Annotated in this window: 15 protein-coding genes; 6 read left to right on the plus strand and 9 right to left on the minus strand. The window is 72.2% G+C overall.

Translation table 11 applies throughout. From position 1 onward, the window contains the following. Nucleotides 1–37: 37 nt before the first annotated feature. From FHG10_RS01495 to FHG10_RS01530, 8 genes are read right to left on the minus strand one after another with little or no spacing between them, the layout of a single operon-like run. Nucleotides 38–691 (minus strand): anthranilate synthase component II, encoded by a 654-nt coding sequence (locus FHG10_RS01495; protein WP_152351562.1) that lies wholly within the window; start codon nt 689–691, stop codon nt 38–40. After that, on the minus strand, nt 684–2,879 hold the full coding sequence (gene pknB / locus FHG10_RS01500; protein WP_152351563.1) for a Stk1 family PASTA domain-containing Ser/Thr kinase: 2,196 nt from the start codon (nt 2,877–2,879) through the stop codon (nt 684–686). Before pknB ends, FHG10_RS01495 begins: the two co-directional genes overlap by 8 nt. Then, the gene (locus FHG10_RS01505) at nt 2,876–4,438 is read right to left on the minus strand and encodes a serine/threonine-protein kinase (protein ID WP_152351564.1); all 1,563 of its coding nucleotides are present in this window, start codon (nt 4,436–4,438) and stop codon (nt 2,876–2,878) included. Before FHG10_RS01505 ends, pknB begins: the two co-directional genes overlap by 4 nt. Next, nucleotides 4,435–5,880 carry a peptidoglycan D,D-transpeptidase FtsI family protein gene (locus FHG10_RS01510; RefSeq protein ID WP_152351565.1) on the minus strand — a complete coding sequence of 482 codons (1,446 nt, stop codon included), beginning with the start codon at nt 5,878–5,880 and terminating at the stop codon, nt 4,435–4,437. Before FHG10_RS01510 ends, FHG10_RS01505 begins: the two co-directional genes overlap by 4 nt. Continuing rightward, on the minus strand, nt 5,877–7,298 hold the full coding sequence (locus FHG10_RS01515; RefSeq protein WP_152351566.1) for an FtsW/RodA/SpoVE family cell cycle protein: 1,422 nt from the start codon (nt 7,296–7,298) through the stop codon (nt 5,877–5,879). Before FHG10_RS01515 ends, FHG10_RS01510 begins: the two co-directional genes overlap by 4 nt. Beyond that, on the minus strand, nt 7,298–8,605 hold the full coding sequence (locus FHG10_RS01520; RefSeq protein WP_152351567.1) for a Stp1/IreP family PP2C-type Ser/Thr phosphatase: 1,308 nt from the start codon (nt 8,603–8,605) through the stop codon (nt 7,298–7,300). The genes FHG10_RS01515 and FHG10_RS01520 overlap by 1 nt, the downstream gene beginning before the upstream one ends. Next, nucleotides 8,602–9,105, minus strand: a complete 504-nt coding sequence (locus FHG10_RS01525) for an FHA domain-containing protein FhaB/FipA (protein ID WP_152351568.1) — start codon at nt 9,103–9,105, stop codon at nt 8,602–8,604. The genes FHG10_RS01520 and FHG10_RS01525 overlap by 4 nt, the downstream gene beginning before the upstream one ends. A 7-nt stretch (nt 9,106–9,112) precedes the next feature. After that, a complete protein-coding gene (locus FHG10_RS01530) occupies nt 9,113–9,829 on the minus strand; it encodes an FhaA domain-containing protein (RefSeq protein WP_152351569.1) in 717 nt (238 codons plus the stop codon). A 357-nt stretch (nt 9,830–10,186) separates the two neighbouring features. Between FHG10_RS01530 and FHG10_RS01535 the strand changes: the two genes are divergently transcribed. The 6 genes from FHG10_RS01535 to FHG10_RS01560 all read left to right on the plus strand — a co-directional run bounded on the left by FHG10_RS01535 (nt 10,187) and on the right by FHG10_RS01560 (nt 17,945). Next, nucleotides 10,187–11,053, plus strand: coding sequence for a serine hydrolase domain-containing protein (locus tag FHG10_RS01535; RefSeq protein ID WP_227487968.1), 867 nt, complete (start codon nt 10,187–10,189; stop codon nt 11,051–11,053). Then, nucleotides 11,050–11,931, plus strand: a complete 882-nt coding sequence (locus FHG10_RS01540; RefSeq protein ID WP_152351571.1) for a serine hydrolase domain-containing protein — start codon at nt 11,050–11,052, stop codon at nt 11,929–11,931. Before FHG10_RS01535 ends, FHG10_RS01540 begins: the two co-directional genes overlap by 4 nt. An 81-nt stretch (nt 11,932–12,012) precedes the next feature. Then, nucleotides 12,013–15,219 (plus strand): alpha-mannosidase, encoded by a 3,207-nt coding sequence (locus FHG10_RS01545; RefSeq protein ID WP_152351572.1) that lies wholly within the window; start codon nt 12,013–12,015, stop codon nt 15,217–15,219. Continuing rightward, on the plus strand, nt 15,216–15,641 hold the full coding sequence (locus tag FHG10_RS01550; RefSeq protein ID WP_152351573.1) for a DUF3817 domain-containing protein: 426 nt from the start codon (nt 15,216–15,218) through the stop codon (nt 15,639–15,641). The genes FHG10_RS01545 and FHG10_RS01550 overlap by 4 nt, the downstream gene beginning before the upstream one ends. Nucleotides 15,642–15,658: 17 nt before the next feature. Continuing rightward, nucleotides 15,659–16,807 carry an NAD-dependent epimerase/dehydratase family protein gene (locus tag FHG10_RS01555; protein WP_152351574.1) on the plus strand — a complete coding sequence of 383 codons (1,149 nt, stop codon included), beginning with the start codon at nt 15,659–15,661 and terminating at the stop codon, nt 16,805–16,807. Nucleotides 16,808–16,817: 10 nt separating this feature from the next. Then, nucleotides 16,818–17,945: a glycosyltransferase family 4 protein gene (locus tag FHG10_RS01560; RefSeq protein ID WP_152351575.1), complete on the plus strand. Its 1,128-nt coding sequence runs from the start codon at nt 16,818–16,820 to the stop codon at nt 17,943–17,945. Nucleotides 17,946–18,031: 86 nt separating this feature from the next. On the opposite strand, the gene FHG10_RS01565 is transcribed toward FHG10_RS01560, so the two are convergent. Continuing rightward, a complete protein-coding gene (locus FHG10_RS01565) occupies nt 18,032–18,649 on the minus strand; it encodes a C40 family peptidase (protein WP_152351576.1) in 618 nt (205 codons plus the stop codon). Nucleotides 18,650–18,933: the final 284 nt, after the last annotated feature.

Raw genomic sequence — 18,933 nt, forward strand, 5'->3', positions numbered from 1 at the left:
CGGCGCGACCGGGTCGGCGCGACCGCGCCCGTCCGGCTCAGGACGGCGCGAGCAGCGGGGCGAGCCCGCGGGAGCGCTCGCGGGCGTCGACGCCGTCGCACAGCTCGAGGAACCGCGCGAGGATCAGGTGGCCGTGCTCGGTGAGCACCGACTCGGGGTGGAACTGCACGCCGTGCAGCGGAAGGTCACGATGGGCGAGGCCCTGCACGACCCCGTCGGCCGTGCGGGCAGTGACCTCGAGAACCTCCGGAACCGTCTCCGGGACCACTGTGAGCGAGTGGTAGCGGGTGGCCGTGAAGGGACTGGGCACGCCCGCGAAGACGCTGCGCCCCTCGTGCTCGACCACGCTCGTGCGCCCGTGCATGAGCTGCGGGGCGTGGGTCACCGTGCCGCCGAAGTACTGGCCGAGCGCCTGATGGCCCAGGCACACGCCGAGCATCGGCACCGTGCCGTCCGCGCAGGCGCCGATCACGTCGAGGATGCGCCCCGCGGTCGACGGCGTCCCCGGGCCGGGGGAGACCAGCACGCCGTCGAATCCGCCCAGGTCGATCGCGCCGTCGGCGCCCTGCGGCACCTCGTCGTTGCGCACCACGGTCGTCGCCGCCCCCATCTGCTGGAGGTAGCCGACGATCGTGAACACGAAGCTGTCGTAGTTGTCGACCACCAGGATCCGCGCGCTGGGCTCAGCCATTGTCGTCGCCCTGATCATCGCCCTGGTCGCCGTCATCGCCGTCCGACGGGGTCGGGCTGTCGCTGTCCGTGGGGGTCTCGGAGTCGCTCGGGGTGTCGGAGTCGCTCGGGGAGTCCGTGGGGGTGTCCGAAGGCGTCTCGGAAGTGGGGGTCTCCGAGGGCTCCTCGGTCTTCTCCGGCCCGGTGGAGACGTACACGGTCACGGTCGTCCCCGGCTCCACGGACGCGTTCGGCTCGGGATCGGTCTTGATGACCGTGTCCTTCGCGACGGAGTCGTCGGACTGGTAGGTGACCTTCACGCCGAGGTTCTTGGCGCCGAGGGTCTTGCGTGCCTCGGACTCCGTCTGGCCCACGACGTTGGGCATCGAGATGTTCCCGGGGGCCTTCGCGACCACGATCTGCACCGTGGAGCCGACCTCCGCTGTCTTCCCGTCGCCGCCCGTGGGCGTCTGGCCGGTGACCGTGCCCGGGTCCTCGTCGTCGGACTCCTTGGTCGTCGCGTCCACCTCGAAGCCCTGGTCCTCGAGGGTCTTGGTCGCGGTGTCCTCGTCGAGGCCGGTGACGTCCGGCAGCTCCGCATCGCCCGAGGCGAGGTTCACGGTGACCGTGTCCCCGGCCTCCGCGTTCGAGCCGGAGGCCGGGTCCTGGCCGACGACCGTGCCGGCCTTCTTGCCCGCGACGTCCTTGGGATCGCCGATCTCGATGCCGAGCCCCAGGTCGTCGAGCTTCTTCGTCGCCTCGTCGCGGTCCATGCCGGCGAGGTCGGGGACCTCGACCTGCTCGGGTCCGCTGGAGACGGCGACCTTCACGGCCGTGTGCTCGTCGACCTGCGTGTCGCCCTCGGGATCGGTCGAGATGACGTCGCCCTCGTCGACGTCGGAGCTCGCCTTCTTCTCGAAGGTGCCCGTGAGGCCCGCGCTCTCCAGCTCGGACTTCGCCTGGGCCTCGGTCATGCCGACGACCTGCGGGACCGCGACCTGCTTGGGGCCCGTGTTCCACGGCTGCCAGAGAGCCAGGGCCGCCGCGATCACGGCGAGCACAGCCACGATGATCAGCACGATCAGCCAGACGGGGCGCTTGGGCTTCTGCTCGACCTCCTCGCCCTGCTCGTCGGCCGAGCCGGCGCCGGAGCCCTGCATGCCCTCGCCCGCGGCACCTGCCGCACCGGCCCCGAGGGCTCCGGCCCCGGCGGCGGCCGCGACCGGCGCGCGATGGGTCTGCGTCGCTCCCGCGGCCGCGGGCAGCGCCTCGGTGCGGTCGTCGACGGGGCTGAGCACCGTCGTCGCCTCCGCGTCGGAGGTGGGCTGCGGGTCCCCGGCCACGAGCTGCGGACGCCGGCCGGCGATCACCGAGGCGATGTCGCGCGCGAAGGCGGTGGCCGAGGGGTAGCGGGTCTCGCGGTCCTTGGCCAGGCCGGTGAGGATCACCCGGTCCACGTCGGGCGTGATCGCGGGGTTGTACCGCGAGGGCGGGACCGGGGTCTCGCGCACGTGCTGGTAGGCGATGGAGACGGGGCTGTCGCCCGTGAACGGCGGGCGCCCCGTGACGAGCTCGTAGAAGACGCACGCGGCGGAGTAGATGTCGCTGCGCGCGTCCACGAGCTGCCCGCGGGCCTGCTCGGGGGAGAGGTACTGGGCGGTGCCCATGACCGCCTGGGTCTGGGTCATCCCGGTCGCGTCGGCCACCGCGCGGGCGATGCCGAAGTCCATGACCTTCACGTCGCCGTCGTCGGTGATCATGATGTTGCCGGGCTTGATGTCGCGGTGGACGATGCCCTGCTGGTGGGAGTACTCGAGCGCGGAGAGCAGCGCCTGCATGATCGTGGCCGCCTGGCCCACGTCCATCGGGTGCTCGGGGTCGACGTACTCGCGCAGGGTCTTTCCGCGCACGTACTCCATCACGATGTAGGGGATCGTGATCTCGTGCCCGGTGAAGTCCTTGGCGTGCTCCTCGCCGGTGTCGTACACGGCGACGATCGAGGGATGGTTCAGGCCGGCGGCGCTCTGCGCCTCGCGGCGGAAGCGCTCCTGGAAGTTCGTGTCGCGCGCGAGGTCGGTGCGCAGGATCTTCACCGCGACGGTGCGGTGCAGACGGCGGTCCTCCGCCAGGTGCACGTCGGCCATGCCGCCGTGCCCGAGAGCCTTGCCCAGGGCGTAGCGCCCGGACAGAATCAGGTTCTCTTCGCTCACTGTCCTACCGTCCTCGTCAAGTCGCCGATCTGGGGCGACGCGAACATCGTACGTGCATGTGCCGCGTGCGCGGCCTCGCCGCTCAGGAAGCCGCTGGGGATGATGCCCACACCCATCCCGATCGCGACGGCCGCCACCACGACCACGATCAGCAGCAGCACGAAGCCGGGCACCGTGAACGGGCCGATCCGGGAGCCGGTGCTCGTGGACCGCGCGGTGCGGCCCGAGGGCGCCGTCGAGAGCCCACCGCCCGCGCCGTCGGCCGACGTCGATCCCGCGGCCGCCGCATGCCCGGACTCGGCGCCGGTGCCGGGGGCGGGCGAGGATCCCGGCGCGCCGGCGGGGGAGCCGACGGACGCCGGGCCGGCGGGGGAGCCGGGGCCCGAGAGCCGGGAGGCGCTCGACGTGCGCGAGGAGCCCGCGGCGGGCATCGCCGCGCGGGCGCCCGCCCCGCGAGCGCCCGATCCGCCGGACTCCGAGGCCGACGGCGCCGAGGCGCCCGAGAGGGCCGACGGGCCCGAGGTCCCCGAGCGATGGCGGATCCCGCGCCGGCGGTGCGTGCGCGGCAGCGGCATCGCCGCGGTGCGCGTGCCCACGGGAGAGGCCGACGGCTTCCCGGAGCCCGCGCGGTTCTCCCCGGTCGACCCGGAGGACGCGGAGCCGCCCGAGGCCGCCGAGGCGCCGGTGGCCGCGGCGCCCGCAGGGATCGCGCCGGTCGTGAAGCGCGGCTCCTCGCCGCGCTGGATGGACTCGAGGATGCGGGCGACCGCCGCCGCGGAGCGGGGACGGTTCGCCGGGGCCTTCGCGAGCAGCATCATCACCAGGCGCCGCAGGTCGGGATTCACCGACTCGGGAAGGGCCGGCGGCTGCTTCTTGACCTGCGCCATCGCGATCTCGACCTGGCTGGCGCCGGTGAAGGGGCGATGCCCCACGAGCATCTCGTAGGCGACGATCCCGAGCGCGTAGAGGTCCGAGAGCGAGGTGGCCTGCTTGCCCATCGCCTGCTCGGGGGAGAGGTACTGGGCGGTGCCCATCACGAGCCCGGTCTTGGTCAGCCGCGCCTGGTCCTGGCTGCGGGCGATCCCGAAGTCAGTGATCTTCATGTGCCAGTCGTCGGCGTCGTCCACCAGGATGTTCTCGGGCTTCACGTCGCGGTGGACCACGCCCTTGGCGTGGGCGGCGTCGAGCGCGCGGGCGAGGTCGATGAGCACCGAGACCACGCGGTCCTCGGGGAGGCCGTCGGGATGCTCCTCGATGATCTCCGAGAGCGGCCGCCCCTTGCACAGCTCCATGACGATGTAGGCGCGGCCGTCGATCTCGCCGTAGTCGTACAGCGCGGCGATCGTGTCGTGGCTGAGCGACGCGGTGTGGCGCGCCTCGGCGCGGAAGCGCTTGAGGAACCCCTCGTCGAAGGCGTACTCCTCGCGCAGCACCTTGACCGCCGTCTCGCGGTCCAGGTCCTGGTCCCAGCCCTTCCACACCTCTCCCATGCCGCCCGTGGCGATCAGGGAGTCGAGGCGGTAGCGCCCCTCCAGCACCAGTCCCTTGCCGGTCCTCACTGCGAGACCACCGCCTTCATCACATCGCGCGCGATCGGTGCCGCGACATCGGATCCGTAGCCGCCCTCCTCGACGACCACGGCCACGGCGACCTTCTTGTCGCCGCTGTCGGCGTAGCCGACGAACCACGAGTGCGGGGTGCGGCCGTCGCCCCACTCGGCCGTGCCGGTCTTGCCGCCGACCTCGACGCCGTCGATCTTCGCGGCGGTGCCGGTGCCGTCCTCGACGGTGGAGACCATCATCTCGCGCATCTGCGCGGCGTTCGAGGCGCTCAGCGGCTGCGAGTACTGCTCGGCGGAGAACGACGAGATCACCGACTGGTCGCGGGTGCGGACCTCGTCGACGAGCTGCGGGGTCATCACCTTGCCGTCGTTGTCCATCGCCGAGGCCACCATGGCCATCTGCAGCGGCGTCACGCGGTCCTCGTACTGCCCGATCGAGCTCGTGGCCAGCTGCGCGTCGTTGAGGTCGTCGCCCATCGACGAAGGCGTGACCGACAGCGGGATCTCCAAGCGGTCGCCGAAGCCGAACTCCTGGGCCTTCTTGCGCACCGCGTCCTGGCCCAGTTCGATGCCGAGCTTCGCGAACGACGTGTTGCAGGACTGCTGCACGGCCTCGGACAGGGTCGAGGAGTCGTCCGCCCCGCAGGCCGTGTTCCCCTGGTTGGGGTGGTTGTACAGGGTGCTCTGGGTGTCCGGCAGCGTGAACGAGCCGGGGCCGGGGATCTTCGTGTCCTTGGTGTAGTCGCCGCTGTCCAGAGCGGCGGACGCGACGATGAGCTTGAAGGTGGAGCCGGGCGGGTAGAGGTCGCCGGCGATCGCGCGGTTGGACAGGGGCCGGTCCGGATCGTCGTTCAGATCGCTCCAGGCGGCCTCGGCCTTCTTCGCGGAATGGGCCGCCAGGGCGTTGGGGTCGTAGCTCGGGGCCGAGACCATCGCGAGCACCTTGCCGGTCTCGGGGTCGAGCGCGACGGCGGCGCCGCGGCGTCCCTGGAGCGCGTTCGCGGCCGCCTCCTGGGCATCCGGGTCGATCGTCAGCGCGACGGTCGCGCCCTGCGGATCGCGCCCGGAGATCGTGTCCGTCAGGCGCTGGTAGAAGAGCGCGTCGGACTCCCCGGAGAGCGTGTCGTTGAGCGACTTCTCGAGACCGCTGAAGCCGTACTGGACGGAGTAGTAGCCCGTGAGCGGGGCGTACAGCGAGCCGGGATCGTAGGTGCGCTGATAGCCGTAGGCGTCGTCGGTCGCATGGGACTCGGCGATCGGCTCGCCGCCCACCACGATCGGTCCGCGGTGGCGGTCGTACTGGGCGTAGACCGTGCGGTAGTTGTGGCTGTTGGCGTTGAGCGACTTCGCATCGATCACCTGGAAATAGGTGGTCGAGCCGAAGAGCAGCACGAACAGCACGCCGACCACCAGCCAGACATGGCGCAGGGGCTTGTTCACGACATCGCCTCCTGTGCTCGCTGCGGCTCGCCGCTGTCCTTCGGACCCTTCTGCCGGCGCGCCGGCGCGCCCTCGCCGTCCAGGCGACGTGCCGCGGGCCGACGGGCGGCGTCGGACATCCGCACCAGCAGCGCCACGATGATCCAGTTGCACACGAGCGAGCTGCCGCCCGAGGCGAGGAAGGGGAGGGTGAGACCGGTCAGGGGGATCACGCGGGTGATGCCGCCGACGACCACGAACACCTGGAGGGCGAGCACGAAGCCGAGCCCCGCCGCGAGCAGCGTCCCGAAGCCGTCGGAGATGCCGACGGCCGCGCGCATCGCCCGCTGGACCAGCAGGATGTAGAGCAGGAGCACCGCGAAGGCGCCCACCATGCCGAGCTCCTCGGCGAGCGTGGAGTAGATGAAGTCGCTGTGCCCGAAGGGCACCATGTCGGGCCGGCCCCCGCCGGGGCCCTTGCCCACGAGCCCGCCCGAGGCCATGCCGAACAGGCCGCGCGCGATCTGCTCGCAGGCGCCGTAGTTCTCACTGCTCAGCGGGTCCAGCCAGCACGTGAAGCGGGTGCGCACGTGCCCCAGCAGGGTCGCCGCGAAGATCGCGGGGGGCACGAACATCACGGCCCCGATCACGAGCCAGCTCAGGCGGTCTGTCGCGACATAGAGCATGGCCACGAACAGGCCGAAGAACATCAGCGCCGTGCCCAGATCGGTCTCGAACACGAGGATCGCGATGCAGAAGGCCCAGGCCGCGAGGATCGGCCCGAAGTCCGACCAGCGGGGCAGGTGGATGCCCAGCACCTTGGGGCCGGCGAGGGCGAGGGTGTCGCGGCGGGAGACCAGGTAGCCGGCGAAGAAGATCGCGATGCAGATCTTCGCGAGCTCCGCCGGCTGGAAGGAGTAGCCGGCGACCCTGATCCAGATCTTCGAGCCGTACTGCTCGTCGGTGAGGAACGGGACCAGGGGCAGCAGCAGGAGCACCGCCCCGCTGACCGCGAAGATCCACATGTAGCGGCGCAGGATCCGGTGGTCGCGGATCACCACGAGCACGACCACGGCCAGGATCGCGCCGATCACCGTCCACAGCTGCTGGCGGGAGGCGTAGGACGCGGTGGTGCCGATGTACTTCGTGACCGCGGTGTCGTAGCTGAAGATCATGGCGACGCCGATGCCGTTCAGGAGCACCGCGATCGGCAGGATCACCGGATCCGCGTACGGCGCGCGCCACATCACCGCGATCTGGAGGACCAGGACGATCACGCCGGCGCCGATCGCGACGACGGGCAGGGCATCGGGGATCTCCCCGTGCCGGCCCAGGCCCACGAGCGCGTAGGTGAGGACGCCGAGTCCCGCGGCGATCAGCAGCAGCAGCGCCTGCAGGAAGCGGCGCGGACGGGCGGTGTAGGAGACGACGGTGACCATCAGTCCCCCTCGTCGGCCGTGGAGGACGGGGACGTGCTGCTCGCGTCGTCCGCCGGCGGGGTCGGGCCCTCGGTCGGCGTCGTGGGCAGGGTGGTCGCGGTCTGCGACTCCAGGCGGTCCACGATCTCCTGGGCGTCGGCGAGGTCGTCGGCCGGGATCGTCGAGGTGACCTGCTGCTGGGTGATCGAGGGCAGGGAGTCCACGGGCACGTCGGTGACCTCGACCGGGTCCGAGAGCGAGACCGGTCCCAGGTTCTGCGAGATGCCGCGGTAGATGACGACGCTGTCGCCGTCGCTCCCCACGTAGTACTGCTTCTGCGACCACGTGTACCCGGCCCACAGGGCGCCCGCGAGCACGGCGACCACGAGCACGAGCGTCACCAGCGCCGGCCAGGGGCCGCGCCGCGGCGGCTCCTCCTCGAAGTCCTCGTCGGAGTAGGGCGGCTCGGGGCTCTCGACGCGGGTCAGCGCGGCGGCGCGGGCGGCCGGTCCCGAGGCGCTCGTGGGCTGGTTGCGGGTGCGCGCGGCCGACCCCACGATGAGCGGGCTGGTGGAGGGCGCCTCGGCGCTGCGGGGGAGGTCGTCGAGATCCACGACGTCGGCGATGATGCAGGTGATGTTGTCCGGCCCGCCGCCCTTGAGGGCGAGCTGGATGAGGGCCTCGGCGCATTCGTCGGGATCCTCGACGCCGTCCATCGTCGCGTGGATCGTCTCGAGGGACACCAGGCCCGAGAGGCCGTCGGAGCACAGCATCCAGCGATCGCCCACACGCGCCGAGCGCATCGAGAGGTCGAGCTCCGGGTCGGCGTCCACGTCGCCGAGCACGCGCATGAGCACCGAGCGCTGCGGGTGGCGCTCGGCTTCCTCGCTGGTCAGCCTGCCCTCGTCCATGAGGCGCTGGACGAACGTATGGTCCTTGGTGACCTGCACGGTCTCGTCGTCGCGCAGCAGGTAGGCGCGCGAGTCGCCGATGTGGGCGAGCGCGAAGCGCCCCTCCGCGCGCAGCAGCGCGGTGACCGTCGTGCCCATGCCCGCGAGCTGCGGCTCCTCGCGCGCGCGGCGCAGGATGAGCTGGTTGGCCTCGAGGATCGTCTCCTCGAGGCTCGCCACGAGGTCCGAGGCGGGGGTGTCGGTGTCGAGCTGGGCGAGACGGCCCACGGCGATCGACGAGGCGACGTCGCCGCCCGCATGGCCGCCCATGCCGTCGGCCACCATCAGCAGGTGGCTGCCGGCGTACCCGGAGTCCTGGTTGTTCGAGCGCACCAGGCCGACGTCGGAGCGGGCCGCGTAGCGCAGGGCGATGGTCATCGGGGGCCTCGCCTCAACTCGATCTCGGTGCGGCCGATGCGCACCTGCGCGCCGGGGCGGAAGGGCACGGCGCCCTCGATCTTCTTCCCCGACAGCAGGGTGCCGTTGGTCGAGCCGAGATCCTCGACCATCCACTCGTCGTCCTGCGGGAAGACGCGCACATGGCGGTTGGAGGCGTAGTCGTCGTCGAGCACGAGCGTGCACTCGGGGGCGCGCCCGATGAGCACGGGCGTGCGGCCGAGAGTGAGGGTGGTCCCGCGCAGCGGCCCGGCCGTGACCACGAGAGCGGTCGAGATCACCGAGGGGTCGGTGCGCAGCGAGGCGGCCTGGGCGGGATCGGCCGACGGGCGCTGCTCGCGCCGCGGGTCCGGCTTCGTGCCGCGGTTCACGACCGTGGTGCCGAAGAGGTCGTTGCGCAGGATCAGCAGCACCGCGACGACGAAGAGCCAGAGCCCCAGCACCAGCGCGACGCGCAGGACGAGGATCGTCAGTTCGCTCATGCGGCGCTCACCAGGTCGCCGACGTCGGCGCGGGCGCGGGCAGGATCACGGTGAGGCGGGTGCGGCCGATCCGGATCGACGAGCGGTCCTGCAGGGTCACGGGCGTGCGGATGCGCTCGCCGTCGACGAAGGTGCCGTTGGTCGAGCCCAGGTCGGTGGCCATGAGGGAGGCACCGTCGGCCCGCAGCTCGAGGTGGTGGCGGGAGACGCCGGTGTCGTCGAGGATGATGTCCGCGTCGCCGCCGCGGCCGATCACGGTGACGGGGCCGGTCAGCAGGTACTGCTGGTCGTCGATCTCGACGATGGGGTGCCCGGGGCCGGCGGCCTGCTCGGCGCCGGTGGCGGGCGCGACCGTGCCGCGCTCGGTGCGCGACTCGGTCTCGAAGCGGCCGGGGCGCACCTCATCGTCCTCCTCGAGGGTGACGCTCACGCCGCCCACGAACACGTAGCGGTTCTTCTCCGCATGCTCGAGGATCACGCGCTCCATCTCCTCGAGCAGCGTCTCCTCCCACGAGGAGAAGCGCTCATGATCCGCCGGGTTCAGGTAGATCGTGAAGACGTTCGGGGCGATGGTGCGCGTGCGGTCGAGGACCTGGATCTGGTCGTCGCACTCGCGCTTGAGCCCCTGGGCGAGGTCGAGCGGCTTGAGCTGCCCGCGGCCGGACGTGAAGACGCTCGTGACGCCGCGGTCCAGTCCGCGCTCGATCCGATCCAAGATCCCCACGGTCGATCCTCCGCTGTCGAGACGGTGTGGTGCTGGTCGATCGTATCGTGCCATCACCGTGCGACTGCGATCAGAGGGAGGGGAGGTCGGGGACGAGGTGTGCAGGTCGTGTGGAGGCGCACCTCGTCCCCCGCTGGACGAGGGGCCGTGGGGAGGACGTCTCAGCGCACGAGCACCCGGCGCCCAGGAGCCGCGTGCGGCGAGATCCTTCTGCATGGACTTCACGGCGCTCCCGCGATCGCCCGGATGCAGCACCGGGTCCTTCTGACCGATGTGGGCGGGGACCTGCGCAGACGGCGTGGAGGACGGGGGAAGCAGTGCGTGGGGGAGCGTGAGCGCATGTGGGACCCTGGGGACGTGGACGACCTCCTCGCACCCTTCTCCTTCCCCTGCGCCCTCGGCGTCGCGGACGCCGAGCACACCCTGCTGACCGCGGGCGACGCCGCGCGCGTGCACCCCCTGGCGAGCGTCTCCAAGCCGATCACCGCGCTCGGAGCACTGATCGCCGTCGACCGCGCGCTGCTCGACCTCGAGGCGCCCGTCGGCCCCGGGGAGACGCGAGGAGCGCTGGCCGGCGGAGCGGACGCCGAGGTGCCCGAGGGCGCCGCGATCCGCCACCTGCTCGCCCACACCGCCGGCTTCGCCTTCGACACCGGGGGCCTGCTCGCCGCGCCCGGCTCCCGCCGCATCTACTCCAACACCGGCTTCGAGGTGCTCGGCCGCGCGCTCGAGGAGGCGACCGGCACGGACCTCGAGACCTGGCTCGAGGACGAGGTGTGCGGGCCGCTCGGCCTGCGCGACCTCGAGGCGTCCGGCTCGCCGGCCGCGGGCTTCCGCGGAAGCGTCCAGGACCTCCTGCTCATCGGCCGCGAGATGCTCGCACCCACCCTCGTCGGCCCCGAGCTCTGGCGGGAGGCCACGAACGTGCAGTTCCCCGGCCTGCCCGGCGTGCTGCCAGGGTACGGACGCCAGAAGCACAACGACTGGGGGCTCGGCCTCGAGATCCGCGACCGCAAGAGCCCGCACTGGACGGGGGAGCGCAGCGGGCCCGCGAGCTTCGGCCACTTCGGCCAGTCCGGCTCCTTCCTGCTGCTGGACCCCGACCGCGGGCTCGCCCTCGCCTTCCTCGGCGACGAGCCCTTCGGCCCCGCCCACGTCGCGCACTGGCCCGTCCTGATCGACGCCGTGCTCGCGCGGCACGACGCGGGGGAGCTGGGCGCGTGAGCGGAGGGACCGCGGCCGGGCGGCCCCCGGCGGCCGACGATCTCGACGGTCTCGGCGTGCTCGACGCGTTCGGCTTCGAGGCCGCCGCGATCGTGCTCGGGCCCGAGGGCGTGCGCGCGAGTGCGGGCGACCTCGAGAAGGTGCGCCCGCTGCGCTCGGTGAGCAAGACGCTGACCGGGTTCGCGTGCGCGATCGCCCTCGAGCGCGGCGCGGTCGCGCTGACGGACCCCGTCGGCCCCGAGGGCTCGACCCTGCGGCACCTGCTCTGCCACGCCTCGGGCCTCTTCTACGAGTCCGATCGCGTGCTGCAGGAGCCGGGCACGCGGCGCCACTACTCCAACCGCGGGATCGACGTGGCCGCGCTGCACGTCGCGCGCGCCGTCGGCCGGGACTTCGAGGACTGGGTCTCGGGCGAGATCGCCGAGCCGCTCGGCATGGAACGCCTGAGCTGGGACGGTCCGCCGTCCGTGGGCGCCTTCGCCCCGCTCGCGGACCTGGCCCTCCTCGCCCTCGAGCTGCTGCGGCCGACGCTGCTGGGCCCCGAGGCGTTCGCGCAGATGACCACCCCGCAGCTGCCCGAGCTGGTCGGCATCATGCCCGGCTTCGGCAAGCAGGACCCCAATCCCTTCGGGCTGGGGTTCGAGGTGCGCGGCACCAAGAGCCCCCACTGGACCGGGACCACCGGCAGCCCCGAGACCTTCGGGCACTTCGGCATGCTCGGCACCGCCCTGTGGGTCGACCCGGTCGCCGACCTCGCTGCCGTCATCGGCACCGACCACGAGTTCTGCGACACCCACCGCGAGCTGCTCCCGCGCCTCGGCGACGACATCCTCGCCCGCTGGGCCCCGCCCTCGCGCCGGTCACCGGCCGCCCGCTGACCCCGCCGTCCGGATAGTCTCGGAGGGACCCTGGTCCTCCGACCGCCGCGACGCCTGCGCGCCGCGAAGGAGCGCTCGCACATGCACGACGACACCCGTCTCACCGAGGAGCGGATCCGCCGCTTCGTCCGCGACCATCTCGACGACGGAGGGCGGCGCGAGCAGGTCCCGGTCAGCATCCGCGCCCACGCGCTGCCGGGGGAGCCGGTCCCGCCGGCCGAGGCGATCGCGGCGCTGCCCGAGTACGTCCCGATCGAGGTGGGCCAGAGCTGGGGGCGCGCCTGGTCGACCCTCTGGCTGCACGTCGCCGGCTCCGTGCCCGCGCAGTGGGACCGGCCCGAGGACGTGTGCGAGCTCGTCGTCGACCTCGACTTCACCGGCGGCCCCGGCTTCCAGTCCGAGGCGCTCGTCTTCACCCCGCAGGCCGAGCCCGTCAAGGCCATCAATCCGCTGAACGCGTTCATGACCCTCGCGCCCGGCCAGCGCCTCGACCACTTCCTCGAGTGCGCGGCGAATCCCGACGTCGCGGGCGGCTGGACCTTCGCGCCCACCGACCTCGGCGACCCCGAGACCCTGCCCGAGCGCGAGCTCTACTCGATCCGGGCCCTCCATGTGCAGCGCAGCGACCGTCGCATCCGTGCGCTCGCCGAGGACGTGCGCGTGCTCCACGGCCTCATGCACGAGCTGCCGGGGGCCAGCCCCCGTCGGGCCGAGATCCTGCGCGCCCTCGAGTCGGCGCTCGACGCCGCAGACCCCGACGACCTGCCGGGCACGGCCGAGGCCGCGCGCGAGGCCCTGCGCCCCGCCCTCGAGCGCCCCGCGCACTCCTCGGCGCTCACGGTGATGGCCACCGGCCACGCCCACATCGACTCGGCCTGGCTGTGGCCCGTGCGCGAGACCATCCGCAAATGCGCCCGCACCTTCTCCAACGCGATCGCGCTCATGGACGCGGAGCCCGACTTCACCTTCTCCGTCTCCTCCGCACAGCAGTACCTGTGGATGAAGGAGCACTACCCGAGCCTGTTCGAGCGGATCCGCGAGAAGGTCGCCGAGGGCCGCTTCGTGCCCGTGGGCGGCATGTGGGTCGAGTCCGACACGAACATGCCCGGGAGCGAGGCGATGGCCCGTCAGTTCGTGGCCGGCAAGCGGTTCTTCGAGAGCGAGTTCGGCGTCGAGACCACGCAGACCTGGCTGCCGGACTCCTTCGGGTACTCGGCGGCGCTCCCGCAGATCGCCGCGCTCGCCGGGCAGCGGGACTTCCTCACCCAGAAGGTCTCCTGGAACCAGGTGAACACCTTCCCGCACCACACCTTCACCTGGGAGGGCCTGGACGGGACGAGCGTCTTCACCCACTTCCCGCCGGCCGACACCTACAACGGCACGCTCGAGCCCTCCGAGCTCGCGTTCCTCGAGCGCAACTTCAAGGAGAAGGGCCGCTCCGACGTCGCGATCGACCTCTTCGGCTTCGGCGACGGGGGCGGCGGGCCCTCCCGCGAGATGATCGAGGCCGGGCGCCGCGCGGCCGACCTCGAGGGCTCCCCGAAGGTCGAGTTCGCGAGCCCCGAGGAGTTCTTCTCCCGCGCCCGCGAGAGCTACCCGAGCCCGCCCGTCTGGGCCGGCGAGCTCTATCTCGAGCTGCACCGCGGGACGTACAGCGCGGAGCTCGCGACCAAGCAGGGCAACCGGCGCACCGAGGCGGCCCTGCACCAGGCCGAGCACCTCGCGACCCTCGCCGCCGTGCGCGCCGGCGCGGCGTATCCCCACGACGAGCTCGAGGGCATGTGGCACGACGCCCTGCTGCTGCAGTTCCACGACATACTCCCCGGGTCCGCGATCGCCTGGGTGCACCGCGACGCCGAGCGCAACCACGCCTCGATCCAGGCGCGCGCGGAGCAGGTGTCCCTCGACGCGCTCGCGGCGCTCGCAGGGGCCGGCGGGGCGGTCGGCACGGAGGGGACCGGCGGCGCCGACGGGTCGGGCGAGGAGCGCGCCGGGGACGAGATCCTGCTGAACACGGCGCCCGTCACCTCCCGCCGCGGCATCGCGCCCTACTCCGCGGGCCGCCCCGTGCAGGAGACCGAGGGCGTGGCCCTCGTGCGCCGCGGCGAGCGGATCGCCCTGGACAACGGCCTGGTCCGGGCGATCCTCGACGAGCACGGGGAGATCGTCTCCCTGATCGACAGCGCGAGCGGCCGCGAGGCCATCGCCCCGGGCGACGCCGGTGCCCGCCTGCAGCTGCATCGCGACACCCCCAATGCGTGGGACGCCTGGGACATCGACGCCTTCTACCGCCGCGTCGTGCGCGACCTCGACCGGCCGCTGGCCGTCGAGGTCGACGAGATCGCCGGGGGCGCCCGCGTCACCTACCGGTACACGACCACCGCGCCCGAGGGAGCGTCGGGCGGCGTCATCGGCGAGGGCAGCGAGATCGTGAAGATCTTCGAGCTGCGCCCCGGCGACCGCGCCCTGCACCTCACGATCGACCTGGACTGGCGCGAGCACCGCAAGGCGCTCAAGCTCGGCTTCGGCCTGGACCTGCGCGCCCCGGTGATGAGCAGCGAGATCCAGTTCGGGCACGTGGACCGCCCCATCCCCGTGAACACCTCGTGGGACGCCGCGCGCTTCGAGACCTGCGCCCACCGCTTCGTGCACGTCTCCGAGGGCGGGCGCGGCGTCGCGCTGGCCAACGACTCGACCTACGGGCACGACGTGCTGCGCACCGTCCGCGAGGCCGACGGCGGCACCACCACGACGGTGCGGGCCACCCTGGTGCGCTCCCCGCAGTTCCCCGATCCGGGCGCCGACCACGGCGCCTACTCCCTGCGCTTCGCACTGCGCCCCGGCGCCGACATGGTCGACGCGATCACGGAGGGATATCGCGCGAACCTCCCCGAGCGCTGGGTCCCCGCGGCGGTCGCCCGGGCCGCCGCGCCGCTCGCCCGGATCGAGGGCGCGCCCGGCGTGCTCCTCGAGACGGTGAAGCTCGCCGAGGACCGCTCCGGCGACCTCGTGCTGCGCGTCTACGAGTCCCTCGGCGAGCGGGCACGGGCCTCGCTCGTGCTCGACGTCCCCGGGGCGGACGGGGGAGCAGTGGCGAGCCCAGGAGGAACGGGGAGACCCGACGTCACCGCCGTGGATCTCCTCGAGCGGCCCTTCGGTCCCGAGGCGCCCGCGCACCTCGCCCCGCTCGTCCGGGGCGCGGCGGACGAGGAGCCCGAGGCCGGCGCGGGCATCCCCCTCGACCTGCGCCCCTTCGAGATCCGCACCCTCCGGGTGGCCCGCGCATGACCGGCGCGTCCGCTTCTGCCCGGCCCGCCCGGCCCGCCGTCGCGCCCGTCGGTCGGATCTTCGCGATCGTCGCGCTCGCCGAGGCCGTCACCTGGGCGGGACTGCTGCTGGGCATGGCCCTGAAGTACGGGCCCGTGGGCACCGAGGCCGGGGTCTGGCTCTTCGGCCGGCTGCACGGCGGCGTCTTCGTCGCCTACGTGGTGATGGTGGTGCTCGCCGCCGTGGTGCTGCGCTGGAGGTGGTGGGTGGCCCTGCTGGCCCTGGCGTGCTCGATCCCGCCGCTGGTGACCGTGCCGCTGGAGATCTGGCTCCGCCGCACCGGCCGACTCGCCCGTCGGGGCATGTTCACCCCCGCGTCATCGGGCGTGCCCCTCTCCCAGGATGACACCGATACGCTGGTGGATGTCGATCCCGCACCCTGACCAGGAGGTTCCCTGCCATGAAGATCGTCGTCGCCGGCGGAGACGGATTCTGCGGCTGGCCCACGGCCCTGTACCTCTCGCAGAAGGGGCACGAGGTCACGATCGTGGACTCCCTGGTGCGCCGCGAGATCGACACCGAGCTGGGGTCGAACTCGATGACGCCGATCCTCCCGCTCGACGAGCGCGTGGCCGCCTGGAAGGAGGTCTCCGGGAAGGTCATCGACGTGGTCATCGGCGACCTCACCGACTACGACGACGTCACCCGGGTGGTCACCGAGAAGCAGCCCGAGGCCTTCGTGCACTTCGCCGAGCACCGCAGCGCGCCGTACTCGATGATCGATCGTGAGCACGCGATCGAGAACCACCGCAACAACGTCACCGGCACCCTCAACGTGCTGTGGGCGATCAAGGACCTCGCGCCCGACTGCCATCTCGTCAAGCTCGGCACCATGGGCGAGTACGGCCAGCCCAACATCGACATCGAGGAGGGCTGGATCGAGATCGAGCACAAGGGCCGCAAGGACCGCCTGCCGTTCCCCAAGGCCCCGGGCTCCTTCTACCACCTCACCAAGGTGCACGACAGCGACAACATCATGTTCGCCTGCCGCATCTGGGGCGTGCGCGCGACCGACCTCAACCAGGGCGTCGTCTACGGCCTCGACACCGACGAGACCCGCCTGGACCCGCGCCTGGCCAACCGCTTCGACTACGACGCGGTGTTCGGCACGGCCCTGAACCGCTTCCTCATCCAGGCCGCGATCGGTCACGACCTCACGGTCTACGGCGGCGGCTCGCAGACCCGCGGCTACCTCAACATCGCCGACACCGTGCGCTGCATCGAGATCGCCTGCGAGAACCCCGCCGAGCGCGGCGAGTTCCGCGTGTTCAACCAGTTCACCGAGTCCTTCAGCGTCCAGGACCTCGCCGAGAAGGTGCAGCGCGTCGCCCGCGAGCAGGGCATCGAGGTGGGCATCGACCACCTGGAGAACCCGCGCGTGGAGAAGTACGACCACTACTACAACGCGGTCAACACGAACCTGCTCTCGCTGGGCCTGGAGCCGCACCTGCTCACCGACGAGGTCCTCGCCGAGATCCTCGCCGTCGCCCGGGCGAACACCGACCGGGTCAAGGACGAGCTGGTCCTGCCCACCGTCACCTGGAAGTGACCACGACGGCGTGAGGATCGCGATCGTCACCGAGACGTTCCTGCCCTCGGTCGACGGCGTGGTGACCCGACTGCGCCACGCCGTCGAGCGCTTCGTCGACCTCGGCCACGAGGTGCTCGTCATCGCCCCAGACCTGGGCGTGACCGAGCACCACGGGGCCCGCGTCGTCGGCATGAGGCCGGTGACGCTGCCGTTCTACAAGCACCGCCGCTTCACCCTGCCCAATCCCACGGTCGACGGGGTGATCCGCGGGTTCCATCCGGACGTCGTCCACGCGGCCCAGCCGCTGCTGCTGGCCTCCTCGGGCGCCTACGCCGCGCATCGCCAGCGGATCCCGCTGGTCGCGAGCTATCACACGCACATCCCCCGCTACCTGGACCTCTACAGGGCCTGGAAGTGGTCGAAGCCGCTGATCTGGTGGCAGATCCGGCGCAACCACGCGCTCGCCGACGTCAACATCGCGACCTCGCAGACCATGCGCGATGAGCTCGCCGGGCAGGGTCTGGCGAACCTCCACGTGCTGCGCCGCGGCGTGGACACCGCGCAGTTCCATCCGCGCTTCGCCGCCCGGGAGGTGCGCGAGCGGCTCACGGACGGGCACCCGGAGAAGAAGCTGCTGGTGTTCGTCGGGCGCCTCGCCGCGGAGAAGGAGATCCAGCGCCTGCGCGCGATGATGGACCGCCGGGACGACGTGGCCCTCGCGATCGTCGGCGACGGCCCGTTCCGCGGCGAGCTCGAGCGGATCTTCGCGGGCACCTCGACGCTGTTCCCCGGCTTCCTCGAGGGGGAGGACCTGGCCGCCGCCTTCGCGAGCGCCGACGCCTTCGTCTTCCCCTCGGTCACCGAGACCCTGGGGCTCGTGATCCTCGAGGGCATGGCCTCGGGCCTGCCCGTGGTCGCCGCCCGCTCGGGGCCGACGATGGAGCAGGTCACCGACGGCGTCGACGGACTGCTCTTCGATGCGGGGGACGAGGCGAGCCTCGATCGCGCCCTCGACCGCCTCGCCGACCCGGAGCAGGCGGCCTCGATCCGACGCGCCGCGCGCGCCGAGGCCGAGGAGTTCTCCTGGGAGAACGCCTCGGACGACCTGCTGCGCCTCTACGAGCTCGCCATCGCGGAGCACGGCTCGCGCCTCTGAGCATGCGAACGGCCCGGCCCCGCAGGTGCGGGACCGGGCCGATCGGGTGACCGGGCGCCGTCGGCCCAGGGCCGACGTGCGCGGGATCAGCGGAAGGTGACGAACCCGGTCGGGTTGCCCCAGATCGCGCGCTCGACGACCTTCTGCTGGGAGCCGGAGGCGTCGATGATCTGGCCGTTGCCGGCGTAGATCGCGACGTGGCCCGGGTAGGTGACGATGTCGCCGGGCTGGGCCTCCGACTGCGAGATCGACTTCCCCTGGGCAGCGATCTCGCTGCTCGTGCGCGGGATGTCGATGCCGGCCTGCTCGTAGGCGTAGTTCACGAGGCCCGAGCAGTCCATGCCGCTGAGCGAGGAGCCGCCCCAGGAGTACGGGGTGCCGAGCGCGGAGCGGGCGGCGCTGACGATCCCGTCGTCGCCGCTGGAGCTCGTGCTCGCCGGGACCGAGGTGGAGCCCGCGGAGGAGCCGTAGGACGGCAGCTCGCTGGACTGGCTCGAGGTGGTCTGCGACTGGCTGGTGGTGCCGACCTCGTCGCTGCCGGCCAGGTCCAGGTCGTTGGCGTTGGCGGCGCCGCCGGTGAAGGCGGTGCCGGCCAGGACGGTGCCCAGCAGGGCGGCCCCGCCGAAGGTGCGGGCGGCGCGGCTGGTGCTGGTCAGGGGGGTGACGGCGCGGCCGGTGGCGCGGTGCGTGTTCTTCAGTGCCATGGTCTCGGTGCGTTCCTTCCGACCTCGGGTGCGAGGATCGTGATGCTGTGCGGGGGTCGAACGAGGAGGACCGGGAGCGGGGGCTCCGATCGCTGCCTGCGATGTGCCACCACCGTAGGAACGGCGCGAGGGCGATCTGAAGGCGTTTGGACGAGCCACCGACGAGGGTTGACGGGACTTTGACGCGCGCCCGGGGCGAGGTGACCGGGAGGTGACGCGCATTGACGCTCTCGCGGGGTCTGCGCCACATCGCCGGGAACCGCCTGCACGATTGCGGAGGATGC

Origin of the sequence: Brachybacterium subflavum (assembly GCF_009299795.1) — a bacterium.
GTDB lineage: Bacteria > Actinomycetota > Actinomycetes > Actinomycetales > Dermabacteraceae > Brachybacterium > Brachybacterium subflavum.